The 13,443-nt window shown below is 70.7% G+C and carries 11 protein-coding genes and 2 pseudogenes; 8 read left to right on the top strand and 5 right to left on the bottom strand.

Annotation, left to right across the window (positions count from 1 at the left end):
* The first annotated feature begins 20 nt into the window (after positions 1–20).
* The 3 genes from ACGFYU_RS02035 to ACGFYU_RS02025 all read left to right on the top strand — a co-directional run bounded on the left by ACGFYU_RS02035 (position 21) and on the right by ACGFYU_RS02025 (position 3,430).
* Entirely contained in the window at positions 21–1,151 is a 1,131-nt protein-coding gene (locus ACGFYU_RS02035) for an alpha/beta hydrolase family protein (protein WP_393825288.1), read from the top strand.
* An 88-nt stretch (positions 1,152–1,239) separates the two neighbouring features.
* Positions 1,240–2,778: a serine/threonine protein kinase gene (locus tag ACGFYU_RS02030; RefSeq protein ID WP_393825287.1), complete on the top strand. Its 1,539-nt coding sequence runs from the start codon at positions 1,240–1,242 to the stop codon at positions 2,776–2,778.
* Positions 2,779–3,088: 310 nt separating this feature from the next.
* The gene (locus ACGFYU_RS02025) at positions 3,089–3,430 is read left to right on the top strand and encodes a hypothetical protein (protein WP_393825286.1); all 342 of its coding nucleotides are present in this window, start codon (positions 3,089–3,091) and stop codon (positions 3,428–3,430) included.
* A gap of 22 nt (positions 3,431–3,452) precedes the next feature.
* Here ACGFYU_RS02025 and ACGFYU_RS02020 read toward each other — a convergent pair whose 3' ends face one another.
* From ACGFYU_RS02020 to ACGFYU_RS02010, 3 genes and pseudogenes are all read right to left on the bottom strand, one after another.
* Positions 3,453–4,790 carry an NAD(P)/FAD-dependent oxidoreductase gene (locus ACGFYU_RS02020; protein WP_393825285.1) on the bottom strand — a complete coding sequence of 446 codons (1,338 nt, stop codon included), beginning with the start codon at positions 4,788–4,790 and terminating at the stop codon, positions 3,453–3,455.
* Positions 4,791–4,898: 108 nt separating this feature from the next.
* On the bottom strand, positions 4,899–5,357 hold the full coding sequence (locus tag ACGFYU_RS02015; RefSeq protein WP_393825284.1) for an acetylxylan esterase: 459 nt from the start codon (positions 5,355–5,357) through the stop codon (positions 4,899–4,901).
* Positions 5,358–5,430: 73 nt separating this feature from the next.
* Positions 5,431–5,793, bottom strand: a pseudogene (locus ACGFYU_RS02010) (acetylxylan esterase); the annotation flags it as partial.
* 40 nt (positions 5,794–5,833) lie between these two features.
* On the opposite strand from ACGFYU_RS02010, the gene ACGFYU_RS02005 reads away from it, so the two are divergent.
* Positions 5,834–7,048, top strand: a complete 1,215-nt coding sequence (locus tag ACGFYU_RS02005) for an MFS transporter (protein WP_393825283.1) — start codon at positions 5,834–5,836, stop codon at positions 7,046–7,048.
* 4 nt (positions 7,049–7,052) lie between these two features.
* Here the strand turns inward: ACGFYU_RS02005 and ACGFYU_RS02000 are convergent, their stop codons facing one another.
* On the bottom strand, positions 7,053–7,469 hold the full coding sequence (locus ACGFYU_RS02000) for a hypothetical protein (protein ID WP_393825282.1): 417 nt from the start codon (positions 7,467–7,469) through the stop codon (positions 7,053–7,055).
* A gap of 85 nt (positions 7,470–7,554) precedes the next feature.
* On the opposite strand from ACGFYU_RS02000, the gene ACGFYU_RS01995 reads away from it, so the two are divergent.
* From ACGFYU_RS01995 to ACGFYU_RS01985, 3 genes and pseudogenes are all read left to right on the top strand, one after another.
* Positions 7,555–8,229 carry a helix-turn-helix transcriptional regulator gene (locus ACGFYU_RS01995; protein ID WP_393825458.1) on the top strand — a complete coding sequence of 225 codons (675 nt, stop codon included), beginning with the start codon at positions 7,555–7,557 and terminating at the stop codon, positions 8,227–8,229.
* Between the two features lie 110 nt (positions 8,230–8,339).
* Complete coding sequence (locus ACGFYU_RS01990; protein ID WP_393825281.1) at positions 8,340–10,559, top strand: SpoIIE family protein phosphatase; 2,220 nt, start codon at positions 8,340–8,342, stop codon at positions 10,557–10,559.
* A gap of 48 nt (positions 10,560–10,607) precedes the next feature.
* A pseudogene (locus tag ACGFYU_RS01985) lies at positions 10,608–10,757 on the top strand (transcriptional regulator); the annotation flags it as partial.
* Positions 10,758–10,852: 95 nt separating this feature from the next.
* On the opposite strand, the gene ACGFYU_RS01980 reads toward ACGFYU_RS01985, so the two are convergent.
* Complete coding sequence (locus ACGFYU_RS01980) at positions 10,853–11,941, bottom strand: serine hydrolase domain-containing protein (RefSeq protein WP_393825457.1); 1,089 nt, start codon at positions 11,939–11,941, stop codon at positions 10,853–10,855.
* Positions 11,942–12,251: 310 nt separating this feature from the next.
* Here ACGFYU_RS01980 and ACGFYU_RS01975 point away from each other — a divergent pair, with 310 nt between their 5' ends.
* Entirely contained in the window at positions 12,252–13,418 is a 1,167-nt protein-coding gene (locus ACGFYU_RS01975) for a copper resistance D family protein (protein ID WP_393825280.1), read from the top strand.
* Positions 13,419–13,443: the final 25 nt, after the last annotated feature.

Here is a 13,443-nt window from a genome sequence, read left to right as displayed (position 1 = left end):
CCGCCCCCAGGATGCCCTCCATGATCTCTTCGTTCTCACCCGGTCGCCGTTCCCTGGCCAAGGGCGCCCTCGGCGGGGCAGCGGCCCTGCTGCTCGGCGCCTCCCCGGCCTCCTCCGCCACCCGCTACGCCGAGCCGCCCCTGCGTCTGCGCCTGCCGGCGCCCAGCGGGCCCTACGCCGTCGGCGCCGAGACGCTCCACCTCGTCGACTCCTCACGCAACGACCCGTGGGAACCCCGAATCGGCGTGCGCGAACTCATGCTCACCGTCCTGCAACCGGCCCTCCCCGGACGCGGCTTCCCGCGCGCCCCCCAGCTGACGCCGGGCGCCGCCGCGAAATTCACCGAATACGGTCCGCTGATCCACCCGGAACTGCCCGCGTCCGGAGTCGACTGGGCGGCAACCCTCACCCATTCCAGGGTCGGCGCCCTACCCCTGCCCGGCCGACGTCCCGTGCTGCTCTACAGCCCCGGTGGCGGCGACGCCCGCACGATGGGGAGCTCCCTCGCGGTGGACCTCGCCTCACACGGCTGGGCGGTCGTCACCGTCGACCACCCCGGGGACGCGAGCGAGGTCGAGTTCCCCCACGAGCGTCCGGGCCGCGAACGTGTCCGGACCACCGCGCTGCCGGGCCCGCCCGACGCTGCTGCCTTCCGCACCATGGTCGACACCCGGGTCGCCGACCTCCGCTTCGTCCTCGACGCGCTCGACCTGGAGCGCGTCGGGGTCTACGGGCACTCCGCCGGCGGCACGGCGGCCGCACAGGCGCTGTGCGAGGACCGGCGGATCGCCGCCGCCGTGAACCTGGAGGGCTACCTCGACCAGATGGACGGCGAACCTCTGCCCGTGGCGCGCCAGGGGACCGACCGTCCGCTGCTCCTGGCCGGCACCGACGGCTTCCGCAACGTCCGGCTGGACAGGTCCTGGGCAGTACTCCTCGCTCACGCGGGTCCCGTCGCCCGGCGGCAGCTCGACGGCACCCAGCACTGGGTCTTCACCGACTACGCGACCCTCGTCCCCCAGCTCCACAACGCCGGCCTGACGACCACCGCCGGGCGCTCCGCCATGGTCGGCCGGGCTGATCCGCGCGTCACCGTGCCCGCTGTTCGCTCTCTGGTCCGATCATTCTTCGCCCGTCACCTGTCGAGGTGAGTGACCCTCCTCAACGAACTGTGTACCCAGCTGTGTTGGTGTGCTGCATTCTGAGCCTGAGCCGGATCGAGGGGGGCGTTAGGTGAGTTTGAGCGGGCTGCGCGCGGGGGATCCGAAGCGGATCGGCGAGTTGACGCTTGTCGGTCGGCTGGGCGCGGGGGGCATGGGCGTCGTTTACCTGGCACAAGGTTCCGACGGCCGGCTGGTCGCCCTCAAGCGGTTACGCGAAGAACTCGCCTCGGACTCCGAGTTCCGGTCACGGTTCCGGCGCGAGGCTGCGACGTTGCTGCGCGTTCAGGGCACGTGCACGGCACGGGTGTTGGCGGTCGAGGTCGAGGCGAGCAGCCCGTTCGTCGTCATGGAGTACGTACAAGGCCCGACGCTGGCGGAGCACGTGGGCGAACACGGGCCGCTGCGTGGTGACATGGCGCACGGCTTCGCCGTCGGGCTCGCCGAGGCGCTCGTGGCGATCCACCGGGCCGGCGTCGTGCATCGCGATCTCAAGCCGGGCAACGTTCTGCTGTCGGACCAGGGCCCGAAGGTCATCGATTTCGGGATCGCGCAGGCCGCCGACGCGACGGCGCTGACCCGAAGCGGCGTCGCGGTCGGGACCGTGGGCTACATGGCACCGGAACAGATTCGCGGACAGGCCGGACCTCCGGCCGACGTGTTCGCGTGGGCGCTGACCGTCGCTTACGCCACCACCGGACGGCCCCCGTTCGGCACCGGACCGGCCGAGGCGGTGCTCTACCGGGTCCTGAACGAGGAACCCGATCTCGACGGCGTTCCCGCTCACCTCAGAACACTGCTGACGTCGGCCCTGGCCAGATCACCCGAGCGACGTCCCACCCCCGGGCAGCTGTTCTCCGAACTGACCGGCGGCACGGATCCCGGGACGGTCCTCGACGCCGAGGCCGTCACCGCGCTGCTCGCCACCGCGTGGCAGATGCCCGAAGCGGCCGCGCCGCCGGCTCCCGTGCTGAAGCAGCGCACCACGCGGGTCGCCGCCGCGGCAGCGCTGGTGGTCCTCCTCTCCACCGCCGGGATCCTGTGGACGGTACTGCCCGGTCACGGCTACCCGACGGCCTCGAGTACGACTGCCCCGCCGAGCCGACCGGCGATCACGGCCGCGTCCTCGTCTCCGACGACGTCCGCGCCGCCCACCCCTCGTACAACGACACCCCGGTGGCCCACCCCTGAGACGACGACGCCGTCCACACCAGCGGCGACCCAACCACCTGCGTCGACGGGCCCGATCACCAACACCCACAGCGCACTGTGCATCGACACCAACGGCCCGCAACGCCCCGGACTCGACGTGGTGCTCCGCGCGTGTGGGAACTACAGCGGTCAGATCTGGCTCTACGACGAAACGAGCCTGCACCTGACGAACACTCCCAGCGGCCTGTGTCTTGACACGAACGGAAAGCCCGCCGCCGGCGTCAGAGCCGTGGTCAACCCATGCGGCTACTACAGCGGCCAGCAATGGCGCTACGACGCCGGCAGTAGCCAGTTCATCAACCCGGCGAGCGGCCTGTGCCTGGACACGAGCGGACCCCCGGCGATCGACCTCGACCTGATACTCAACCCCTGCGGGAACTACACCGGCCAGCAGTGGCGGATGTGAACACCTCCTGGTTCCGGTGGCCGACCTGCGCAAGGCCTCAGCCGTTCAGGGTCTGCATCAGTTCGGGCGAGTAGCGGTCCCCGGCAACGATGCCCCGCGGGGCGACCGCGTCCCCACAGACCGCCCCTGTCATCGCACCACAACCAATCGGACCGGTTCAGCGTCCTACTCGCAGAGCCGTCTCCGGTCACCCGGTGCGGAGCAACGCCAACCCTGGAGGGCCACCATCGCCACGTTCACCCCCGACCCGTCCGCTCAGACCGCACGGCCCCGTCGGGCGACGGGAATCGGCAGGGTGCTGTTGGGCGGCGTGGCGGGTGTCCTGCTGACCGTCGTACTCCTGACCGTTCTGTGGTGGCCGCAGCGTGAGGTCACGTACCGCAGCAGCGCACCCTCATCGGTGGCCTATGACGACAAGTCGCCGCACTCCCTGGGACTGGTGCACGAACACACCATGTCCGGGCGGCACTCGTACAGGATGGTGATCGGCAGGGACGCCGGCGTGTCCTACGGACACTGGTTGGACATCGACCCCACCCTGGGCGCGAAGGGGATCGAGTCCACCACGTGGACGGAGACCGGAGTACGTGTCCGCTTCCCGACCGGTCACGAGATCTTCGTCCCGGCCCGCTCCTTCCTGTACGGCAGATGACCCCCGAAGACCGCCGAACGCATCAGCGAGTTGAGGCCGGGCGGGGGCCGATGAGGACGCTGGACAGCAGGCGCGGGTTGGCCAGCGTCAGGGGACCCGCGGTCATGTGGAAGAGGCCGGAGAAGGCGGTGTAGAGCCGCGGGTCGTGAGGGACGGTGTCGATCAGACGGTTCATGAACCAGTTGCCGGCCTTGACGGGCCAGGCGGGCCGCGCATCCTCCCAGGCCCGGTCGGGGGTGGTCGCCATGAGCCAGGAGGAGGCGGTGACGCGGGCCAGCCGCTTCTGGAACTCCTGCCCGTCGAGGGGGGTGCGGGCGCGCCTGTTGCCGAGCATCTGCTCCAGGAGGCGGGCTTCGAGGGCGGCGACGGTCATGCCCTGGCCGTAGGCGGGGTTGAAGGTGCACACCGCGTCCCCCAGGGCGATCAGCCCGTCGGGCCAGCGGGCGAGTCGGTGGTAGGCGATCTTTCGGTTGACCGTACGGGCGTAGCGCCGCACGGAGGATGTGGGGGTGAGGGAGGCGATGGTCTCGGCGATGGGACCGCGCAGAGTTTTGGCGTAGGCGAGGAAATCGTCGTCGCCGTGGGGAAGTTGGGCTCCCTTGGCCCCGTGCAGGGTGACGTGGAGTGCGTTGTTCTCGATCTGGATCGCGTAGCAGCCCTTGTGGAAGTCGGGGGCCCGCAGGGGTTGCAGCAGGCCCATCCACGCGGGCGGGGCCTGTCCTTCCGGGTAGGAGAAGGTGCGTGAGGCGTAGCCGACCTGGGCGTCGACGGTCGTCGTACGGGGGCTGGGCAGGCCGAGGGCGGTCAGCCATTGCGGCAGGTGGGAGGAGCGGCCCGAGGCGTCCACCACGAGGTCCGCCGCGATCTCGTCCTCGCCGTCGCCGTCCTTGACCCGCACCCCCGTGACCTTCCCGGGCGAGGCCGTACGCAGGCCGGTGACGGTCAGTCCGTCCCGTAGGGTGACGGACCCCAGCGCCGTCACCCGTTGGCGCAAGACGTGCTCCAGGAGGGGACGGGAGAAGGTCTGGATCGGCATGCCCATGGGGGTGGGCGGTGGGGTGCCCTTGGGCAGGACGGCGCACAGCTTTTCGCCCCAGTCCCACACCGGCGCGCCGGCCTGTTCCAGCTCGGCCCGCAGCCCGGGGAAGTATCCCTCGAACACCTCGGCACCGAGGGCCAGAAGCCCATGGACGTGATGCCCCTGCGGCGCCCCGCCCCTGGGCGCGGACGCGCGTGAAAGGGTGTCGCGTTCGATGACGGTGACGGCCTCGAAGCTGTCGGCCAGTACGCGGGCGGCGGCAAGGCCCGCCATTCCCGCCCCCACCACCACCGCGTGCCGGGCGTCCGTCTCCATGGGCATGCTGCTCCCTTCGTCTCGGCCGGGCCCTGTTGTGCCCGGGCCCCTTTCCCTGCCCCGGTCGACCGACAGGTATTCCACGAAGTGGAAGCAATCGAGCACGTTCCGTCATCAGGGTGATGTCGCGGGACCCTGGGCTCGGGGCTCCAGCACGCTCCCGAGGAAGGCGAGCTGGGTCACCTGGTGGTGGGGGCCTCCTCCCTCGTGCGCGTTGTAGGGATAGACGTGGATCTCCTTGTGCCCGGCGTAGTGGTTGTGGGCGGCGTACACGGTGGAGGGCGGGGTGATCTGGTCCATGAGGGCGACCGAGAACAGGCCCGGTGCCCTGGAACGTGCCGCGAAGTTGACGCAGTCGAAGTAGGACAGGGTCCGGAACACCCGGTCCACCTTGTCGCGGTGCGCACGGCAGTAGGCGGCGATTTCGCGGAACGGAGCTTCGTCGGTGACCTCGGCGCCGCGGCTGAAATGGCACAGGAACGGTACGTCCGCCATCACCCCCGCGACGTCGGGGACGAGGGCGCCCGCGACGAGGGCCAGTCCCCCGCCCTGGCTGCTCCCGGCGACGATCACCCTGGAGGGGGTCGACCTGTGGAGCGTGTCGGGCCGCGGTGACGGCGCGGACCGCGTCGGCGTACAGGCGGCGGTAGTAGTAGTCCTCGGGGTCGAGGACGCCCTGTGTCATGAATCCGGGGTGGGAGGGTTCGCCGCCCGCGCCGTTGTCGGGGGTGTCCCCCGTGCGCCACCCGGACCCCTGGCCCCGGTTGTCCATCACGAAGTGGGCGTATCCGGCGGTGGCCCACAGCAGCCATTCGTGGGGCAGTCCACGGCCCGCGTTGTAGCCCACGTACTCGACGACGCACGGCAGGGGGCCCTGTGTGTTCGCGGGAAGCAGCAGCCAGGCGGCGACGCGCTGGCCGCCCCAGCCGGTGAAGGAGACGTCGTAGACCTCGACGAGCCGGAGGGCGGTGGTGTGCGGCGAATCTTTTGGGAGTCGTGCCGGGAACACTCCCGGATCGCACGAGGCCGTGCGACCACAATGGGCGGCGATGACCTCCGTCAACGCCGGTGCCCGGGCCGTCCGGCTTCCGGGGCGCCGAAGGCGCCTGGCCACCGCGGCCGTCGCGTTCGCCTTCTGGATCACGATGGTCGGCACCACCGTGCCGACCCCGCTCTATCCGCTGTACGAGCGCGCTTTCGGGTTCTCCTCGTTCGCGGCCACGGTCGTGTTCGCGGTCTACGCGTGCGGCGTCGTCGGCGGGCTCCTCATCCTGGGCGGGCTCGCCGATCAGGTCGGCCGGCGTCCGGTGCAGGCTGCGGCGCTGCTGCTGTCCGTTGCCGCCGCTGTGGTGTTCCTCCTCGCCCGGGGCCTGACGGCGCTCCTGGTGGGCCGGGTCCTGTCGGGGCTGTCCGCGGCTTTGATCACGGGGGCGGCCACGGCCGGACTCACCGAGCTCGCCCCGGCTGCGCGCCGGGCCCGGGCGGGGGTCCTCGCGCTCGCCGCGAACATGGGCGGCCTCGCCTGCGGCACCCTGCTCGGCGGTGTGACGGCCCAGTACGCGCCGGCGCCGCTGCGCATTCTGTGGGGGGCGCAGGGTGCCCTCGCCGTGGTCGGGCTGATCGGTCTCGTCGCCGTCCCGGAGACCGTCGCGCGCACTGGACGGGTGTCCCTGGGTATCCAGCGGCTGCGCGTCCCCGCCGCCGTCCGGGGCACCTTCCTGCGTTCCGCTCTGGCCTCGGGCTCCGGCTTCGCCGTCCTCGGGGTGTTCGCCTCGGTCAGCGGTCTCTTCCTCGCCGAGGTCCGGGTGCGCGACCTCGCCGTTGCGGGGGTGGTCGTGGGGCTCGCCTTCCTGAGTACCGGGGCCGGCCAGCTCCTGGTGGGCGGCCTCGGTGCGCGTGCCGCGCCCCCGGTGGCGTGCTGCGGGCTCATCGTGGCGGCGGCGCTCATCGCCGCCGCACTGCTCGGAAGGCTCCTCGTGCCGCTGGTCGCCGCCTCCGTGCTCACCGGGCTGGCCACCGGCGTCGCCGTCAGGGACGGAGTCACGCGTATCGCCACGTCAGTGGCCCCCGAACGGCGCGGCGAGGCGTGCTCGGCCTTCTTCGTGATTCTGTACGCGATGCTCGCCGCGCCCGCCGTCGGCGGCGGTGTCCTGGTGGAGGCGTACGGTCTGGTCACGGCCGGGACCGTGTTCGCCGCCGCCGTCGCCGTGCTCGCGGCTGCGGTGCTCGCCGCACTGGTGCGGGCACGCGCGGGCGAGCTCTGATGGTTCAGTGGTCTTCGCGGTGGTAGTGCTGGGCGAGGCGGGCCAGGGCGACGGCGCCGAGGAGCAGGCCGAAGTCGCGCAGCGCGATGTCGTAGTAGCCGGGGATGGTCAGCAGGTTGACGATGATGCCCGCGAGCCAGCCGGCCACCAGCCAGCCGCCGAAGCGGGGAGCGATGGCCACGACGATGCCGGCGACGATCTCGATCACGCCGACCGCGTACATGGCGGCCTGTGCGCTGCCGGGGACGATGTCGTCGATCCAGGGCGCGAGGTAGGTGGGCCAGTCGACGAGGAGGTTGGTGAACTTGTCGAGTCCGAAGAGGATCGGGGCCACCGTGAAGCCGGTGCGCAGGATCCAGAACGCCTGGCGTGCCGGATCGGCGTGTCGGTGGGTGACGGGTGTGGGGGTTGAGGTCGTCATGACACCCTCCTTCTAAAATCAAGCTTCATTAACAATAGAAGCTCCGGTTCCTTCTTTAGTCAAGAAATATTGGTTTTAGACTGGAATCGTGGACCAGACGAAGAGCACCTCCGACTCGAACGCTGCCGCCGTCGCCGCACTGGGCGAGCCGACCCGCAGACGCCTCTACGAGCACGTGGCGCGTCAGGCGGAGCCCGTCAGCCGGGACGAAGCCGCAGCGGCACTCGGGCTGGCACGGCAGACCGCCGCCTTCCACCTGGACCGCCTGGCCGACGAAGCGCTGCTCGACGTCGTCTACGAGCGGCGCACCGGGCGTACGGGGCCCGGTGCGGGCAGGCCGAGCAAGCTCTACCGGCGTTCGGAACGGGAGATCGCCGTCAGCCTGCCCGAGCGGCGCTACGAGCTGGCCGGACGGCTGCTCGCGCAGGCGGTGGAGGAATCGGAGGCGAGCGGGGAGCCGGTACGAGCCGCCCTGCACCGCAAGGCCGAGGAACTGGGCGAACAGCTGGGCCGAGACGCCTCGCAGGGGATCATCGAGGCGCTGGAGCATCACGGCTTCGAGCCCCGGCGCGAGGGCGATGCCATCGTGCTGGCCAACTGCCCCTTCCACGCCCTGGCCCGGCAGCACACCCGGACCGTCTGCGGCATGAACCTCCATCTGTTGCGCGGCGTCCTCGCCGGACTCGGCGACGAGCACTTCGAGGCGCGTTTGGCAGCGGAACCCGGCCGGTGCTGCGTCCGGCTGGAACCAGCCGCCTGAGCGTTCGCACCGGGGACCCGACACGGGCCGCCCAGGTGAATGCCGCTGCCGATCCCCGGGCCTATCGTCCTGTTATGAGCGACATGCACCCCAAGGCCGGATGAGCGACCGTGCGACAACCGGGCGGGACGGACCGGACGGCCGACCGGGGTCGGGAGCGGCTGGACGGGCCTCTGGCCGACCTCATGGAGGAGACCGGCGCCTCCGTGGGCCTGGTGTACCTGCTGGGGTGGGGTGAGCGGGTTCTGCGGCTCGAGCTCGTGGCGGGGGTGCCCCCGCCCATCACCGCGCCCTGGGCACGCGTCTCCCTGGACGAGGCCATCCCCGTATCCGACGCGGTCCGCGAGCGGCGGCTCGTCTGGCTGGGCGGCGGCCAGGAGGAGGTCGCCCGCCGGTACCCGCGGCTGGGGCTGGTGCTCCCGTACGAGTTCCTCCTCGCCGCGGCTCCGCTCGCCTGCGGTGAGGGAGAGGTGCGGGGCGGCATCGTCCTCCTGTGGCCGGTCCGGCATCCGCCGCGGCTCGGCGACCGGGAGCGGGAGGCGATCGATGCCTTCGCCCGCCGGGCGGGGCAGCGTCTGCGGCAGGCCGCGGCGGAGGGCGGCGAGGACTGGCCGCCCGAAGGCGAGCCGCGCTTCGTCCCCGCACCGGTGCGGCGGCAGGAGGACCCCGCCCGGGCGGCGGCCGCCCTGGACTTCGCCGAACGGATGCCCCTGGGGTGCTGCGCGCTGGACCTCGACGGCAACATCACCTTCATCAACACGGCAGGCGCCGACCTCGTCGCCTGCGAGGCGTCGCAGCTCCTGGGCAGGCGCCCCTGGGAGGTGCTTCCGTGGCTGCGCGATCCCCTGGTCGAGGATCGCTACCGGGCCGCCGTGGTGGCCCGCCAGCCGACCGCCTTCACCGCGGTGCGCCCACCCGATGTACGTCTGCTCTTCCGGCTCTATCCGGACGATCGCGGCATCAGCCTGCACATCTCCCCCGCCGAAACGCCCGCCTCCGGCGCCGCCGACGCCGCTTTCTCCCCCGCCCCGACCACGGCACCGGTTTCGCACGGGGCACGGGAACCGGTGGGAGCCCTCGGGCTGTACCACCTGACGCACCTGGCCGCCGCCCTTGCCGAGGCCGTCGGCGTCCGCGACGTGACGGAACGGCTGACCGATCAGATCGTTCCGGCACTCGGCCCGCAAGGCCTGGTCCTCATGGCGGTCGAGGAAGGACGGCTGCGGATCGTCGGCCACCGCGGCTACGCGAGCGAATTCATCGAACGGTTCGACGGCGCGCCGCTGACATCGGACGTCACCAACGCGCAGGTGCTCACCACCGGGGCCCCGGTCTTCTTCCCCAGCTACGAGGAGTTCCGCCGCGCCCACCCCACCGCGCCCCGCCACAAGGAACGCAACGCCTGGGCGTTCCTGCCGCTGACCGCCTCCGGCCGCCCGGTGGGCTCCCTGATCCTCTCGTACGACCGGCCCCGTCCCTTCCCGCCGGCCGAGAGGGCCCTGTTGACCTCGCTGGCCGGGCTGATCGCCCAGGCACTGGACCGGGCCCGCCTCTACGACGCCACGCACGCCCTGGCCCACACCCTGCAGACCGGTCTGCTCCCGCACACCCTGCCGCGCGTCCCGAATCTGGAGGTCACCGCTCGCTACCGGCCCGCCGGGCACGGCATGGACATCGGCGGCGACTTCTACGACCTGATCCGACCCACCCCGTCGACGGTCCTCGCCGCCATCGGCGACGTCCAGGGCCACAACGTCAATGCCGCGGCGCTGATGGGACAGGTCCGCACCGCTGTCCACGCCCACGGCACCGCCGGCACACCGCCCTCGGAACTCCTCGCCCGGACCAACCGGCTGCTGACCGACCTCGACCCGGGCCTGTTCACCAGTTGCCTGATCGCCCAGATCGACCTCGCGCACGGGCAGGCCCGGCTCGCCAGCGCCGGCCATCCACCACCCCTGCTGCAGTACCCGGGTGGAGCCACCGGCCTACTGGACATACCGCCCGGACTGCTGCTCGGCATCGAGCCGTCCGCCGAGTACCCCACGCGTGAGATCCCCTTCCCGCCGGGCGCACTGATGGTGCTCTACACCGACGGGCTCGTCGAAACACCCGGCGTCGACATCGAAGCGGCCACCTTGAGCCTTGCCCGGCACCTCGACCGGTCCGGAAAGGAGAACCTGGATGATGTGGCCGACACCCTGCTGCAGCACGGCGGGCACACGGCGCCCCGTACGGACGACGTCGCCCTGCTCCTCATGAGGGCAGCCCGGCAGCCCGATGCGACAACCTCTGGGACAGCCCCTGGGGCGACGACTCGTCCGAGATGAAGTGGACGTCGTAGCGGTCCTGTTCGGGCGGAAGAGCACGAGCGGCTCGTGCGGAAACTGAGCCGCTCCCCCGCCGGCTTCCGCGAACTGCAGCGCCGCTGCGAACGCATGTCCTCCAGCGTGCTCGCCACCCGCCTGTGGGAACTGACCGAGGCCCACCTGCTCGCGCAGCACGAAGACACGCATCGCCTCACCCCCCTGGGCGCCGACCTCGTCGAGGTGCTCGCCCCGCTCGACGCATGGAGCCGCCGATGGGCGGTGAGGGCGGGCGCCGACACACCCCGGGCGACGCGTCATTTGGTCCAGATGTCCAGCAGTTGGTTAGCCGCACGGAAATTGTCGGGTGAATCCGTGTTGCACACGACGGTGACGGCGGTGTCGCGGTCCGGGCTCACCTTGAAGGTGCTGTGGAACCCCTCCCAGTCGCCGCGATGCACCAGGCTCTTGTCGGGCAGAAGGAGGATTCCGGCCCCGTACCGCCCTTCTTCGATGCCACGTCGGCGCAGGACATCGCCCACACTCACGGCTCCCTCCGTGACCCCGGCGAGCAGTTCCGGTCCACCGATGCGGCCAGTGCGGTAATTGTCGGCCCAGCGGACGAACTCCCCAGGGGTGGTTTGGACGGACCCGTCTCCGTACTGTTTCCAGGGGGAGGAATTGGGAGTGAAGGAGCCGTCCTTCTCGTCGTACGACTTCGCCTTGCCGGGAACGTCCACCGCCGGGGACAGGATCATGCGCAGGTGCAGTGGGGTGAAGAACTCCTGTTGGAGGAAGGCCGGGAACGGCTTGCCGGTGACCCTCTCGACGACGTGCGCCAGGAGGACGTAGTTGGAGTTGGAGTAGGAGAAGCGCTTGCCGGGTGGATCTTCCGGCCGTGACGAGAGGATGGCCGCGATCGCTTCCTTCTGGCCGGCCGGATCCGACAGCTCGACGCCCTTGGCCTCCAGCAGATCCTGGTAGTCGGCAATTCCACTGGTGTGACGCATCAGGTCGCCCAGTGTGACGTTTCGCGTCCAGGCGGGCGGGTTGTCCAGGAAATCGGACAGGGGGTCGTTGAGCGCGAGTTGGTGCCGCCCGGCCAGCAGAAGGACTGCGTCAGCGGTGAATTGCTTGGAGTTGGATGCCATGTCGAAGACGGTCTTCGAGGTGATGGCGCGCCCGGTCGCCAGATCCGCTTTCCCTCGCCCCGCCTCCCAGACAACGCTTCCCCGTACGCCGACAGCTGCCGCACAGCCGGGGTTGTCAGCGGAAGGCACCAGTTCCTGGAGAACCTCTGCACTGCGCTTCTCGCGGTCATCGCCTGCGGCGTATGCCTGCGGGCTTGCGACAGCACCCAGTACGACCACGACCACGGCGCCCCCGGCGGTGCACAACGACGCCATCCGATTCACGGACACCACCTTCTTTCGCTACCGACCTGGCACTCGACCGTCGTACGTGTGGGCGTGGCGGCCATGTGATCCCGTTCCTCTGCCGATCGACGGCTGCCCCACCGGGTGATGCCGTGGCGGTGTGGGCTGAACGCGCGCAATCAACGCTACCGGGTGGTCCGAAGGCGCGCACAAGGACGGGAGAGGTGATCCCCGGCGCGCCCGGCGGAATGATCGAGCTGTCGGCGACCTGGGATAACAGTTAGGTCATGTACATGACGTTCAGGAAGGCACACCGGAGTACTTAGGTTAGCCTGCCCTTATGCATTCCATACCTCTGGCCGCCGAGGCCGGCTACGCCATGCCTCCGCTGTGGCGCGTCCTCACCAAGTCCGGCTACTTCCTGGGGCTGTCCGGAGCCATCGGCACGACCGTGACCTACGCGGCCTCCATTCGCCCTGTGCTGCGCGCACCGGAGAACAACAGCGACGACGTCGACGTCATGGCGCGAAGAACGACCAAGTACCTCGCCTGGGCGGGGGTGGTGCTGCTGGTCGCAGGCTACTTCCAGCTCGCCGCCCGCCTGGCCCGGGCCGGCAAGGGCATGCCGTTCGGTGACGCCCTCGCACCAGTACGGATCTGGGACTTCCTGCAGGCTCCGGCGGCGAAGGGGGCTTGGATCGCGCAGGGCACGATCTACCTGGTCCAGAACGTCGTACTGGTCCTTGCGTCCGCCGTCCTGATCTCGCTGTTCTCTGCCCGGGCGCGCCGGCGCCTGAATGCGGTCGCGCTGACCGCCCTGCCCCTGGCACTCGCAGTGACCCTCGTCGCCGCAGTTCCGGCCACCAAGCCGAAGGACGCGGAGAAGTGGCTGGACCTCGCGTTCAGCCAGACCCACATCGTCAGCGGCGTGGTCTGGGTCGGCGGTCTGGTCTTCCTGGCCGCCCTTGCCGCAGCCCGCGGCCGCCTCAGCGAGGACGCGGGCGCGCTGTGGGCCGATGTCTGGCGCCGCTTCGCCTTCATCGCCCTGGTCTGTGTCGGCGCGGTGTTCACCTCCGGGCTGTGGATGAGCTGGAAGCACGTAGGCTCCATCAGCCAGCTCTGGACGACGACCTACGGACTTTTCCTGCTCATCAAGATCCTGCTGGTCCTCGGCATGGTCACCGCCGGCGGTATCAACCAGTTCTGGCTGATGCCCCGGATCGCCCGGGCACGCCGCGACGATGCCACGTCCTCCCTCCTGCACCTGACCCTGCGGCACTTCCCCAAGGTGGTCTGGGGCGAGGTGGTTCTCGGGATCGCCGTCCTGGCCATCGTCCCCTTCCTCAGCGGCTCCGCCCGCTCCGAGGCGGGCAGCCCCCCGGCCGTATCGAGCGGGAGCGTCTTCGCCATGGGCGCCGTCCTCGTGCTCGCCCTCGCGGCGTCGCTCTACATCACGGTCAGGACCTCCGACGCGCTGGCGCGGCGCGCGGCTGCGGCAACATCCTGATCCACGCAGGATCGCGGCGGGGGCT

This window comes from Streptomyces sp. NPDC048337, assembly GCF_043201175.1.
Taxonomy (GTDB): domain Bacteria; phylum Actinomycetota; class Actinomycetes; order Streptomycetales; family Streptomycetaceae; genus Streptomyces.
The sequence above is the reverse complement of the archived record's forward strand: the minus strand, read 5'-3'. Positions and strand labels throughout refer to the sequence as shown.

What these genes read in the sequence shown, in the direction of transcription:
- ACGFYU_RS02035 (WP_393825288.1), top strand. Translation starts at nt 21, where the DNA reads ATGATCTCTTCGTTCTCACCCGGTCGCCGTTCCCTGGCCAAGGGCGCC.
- ACGFYU_RS02020 (WP_393825285.1), bottom strand. Translation starts at nt 4,790, where the DNA reads ATGCCCATGGAGACGGACGCCCGGCACGCGGTGGTGGTGGGGGCGGGA.
- ACGFYU_RS02005 (WP_393825283.1), top strand. Translation starts at nt 5,834, where the DNA reads ATGACCTCCGTCAACGCCGGTGCCCGGGCCGTCCGGCTTCCGGGGCGC.
- ACGFYU_RS02000 (WP_393825282.1), bottom strand. Translation starts at nt 7,469, where the DNA reads ATGACGACCTCAACCCCCACACCCGTCACCCACCGACACGCCGATCCG.
- ACGFYU_RS01980 (WP_393825457.1), bottom strand. Translation starts at nt 11,941, where the DNA reads ATGGCGTCGTTGTGCACCGCCGGGGGCGCCGTGGTCGTGGTCGTACTG.
- ACGFYU_RS01975 (WP_393825280.1), top strand. Translation starts at nt 12,252, where the DNA reads ATGCATTCCATACCTCTGGCCGCCGAGGCCGGCTACGCCATGCCTCCG.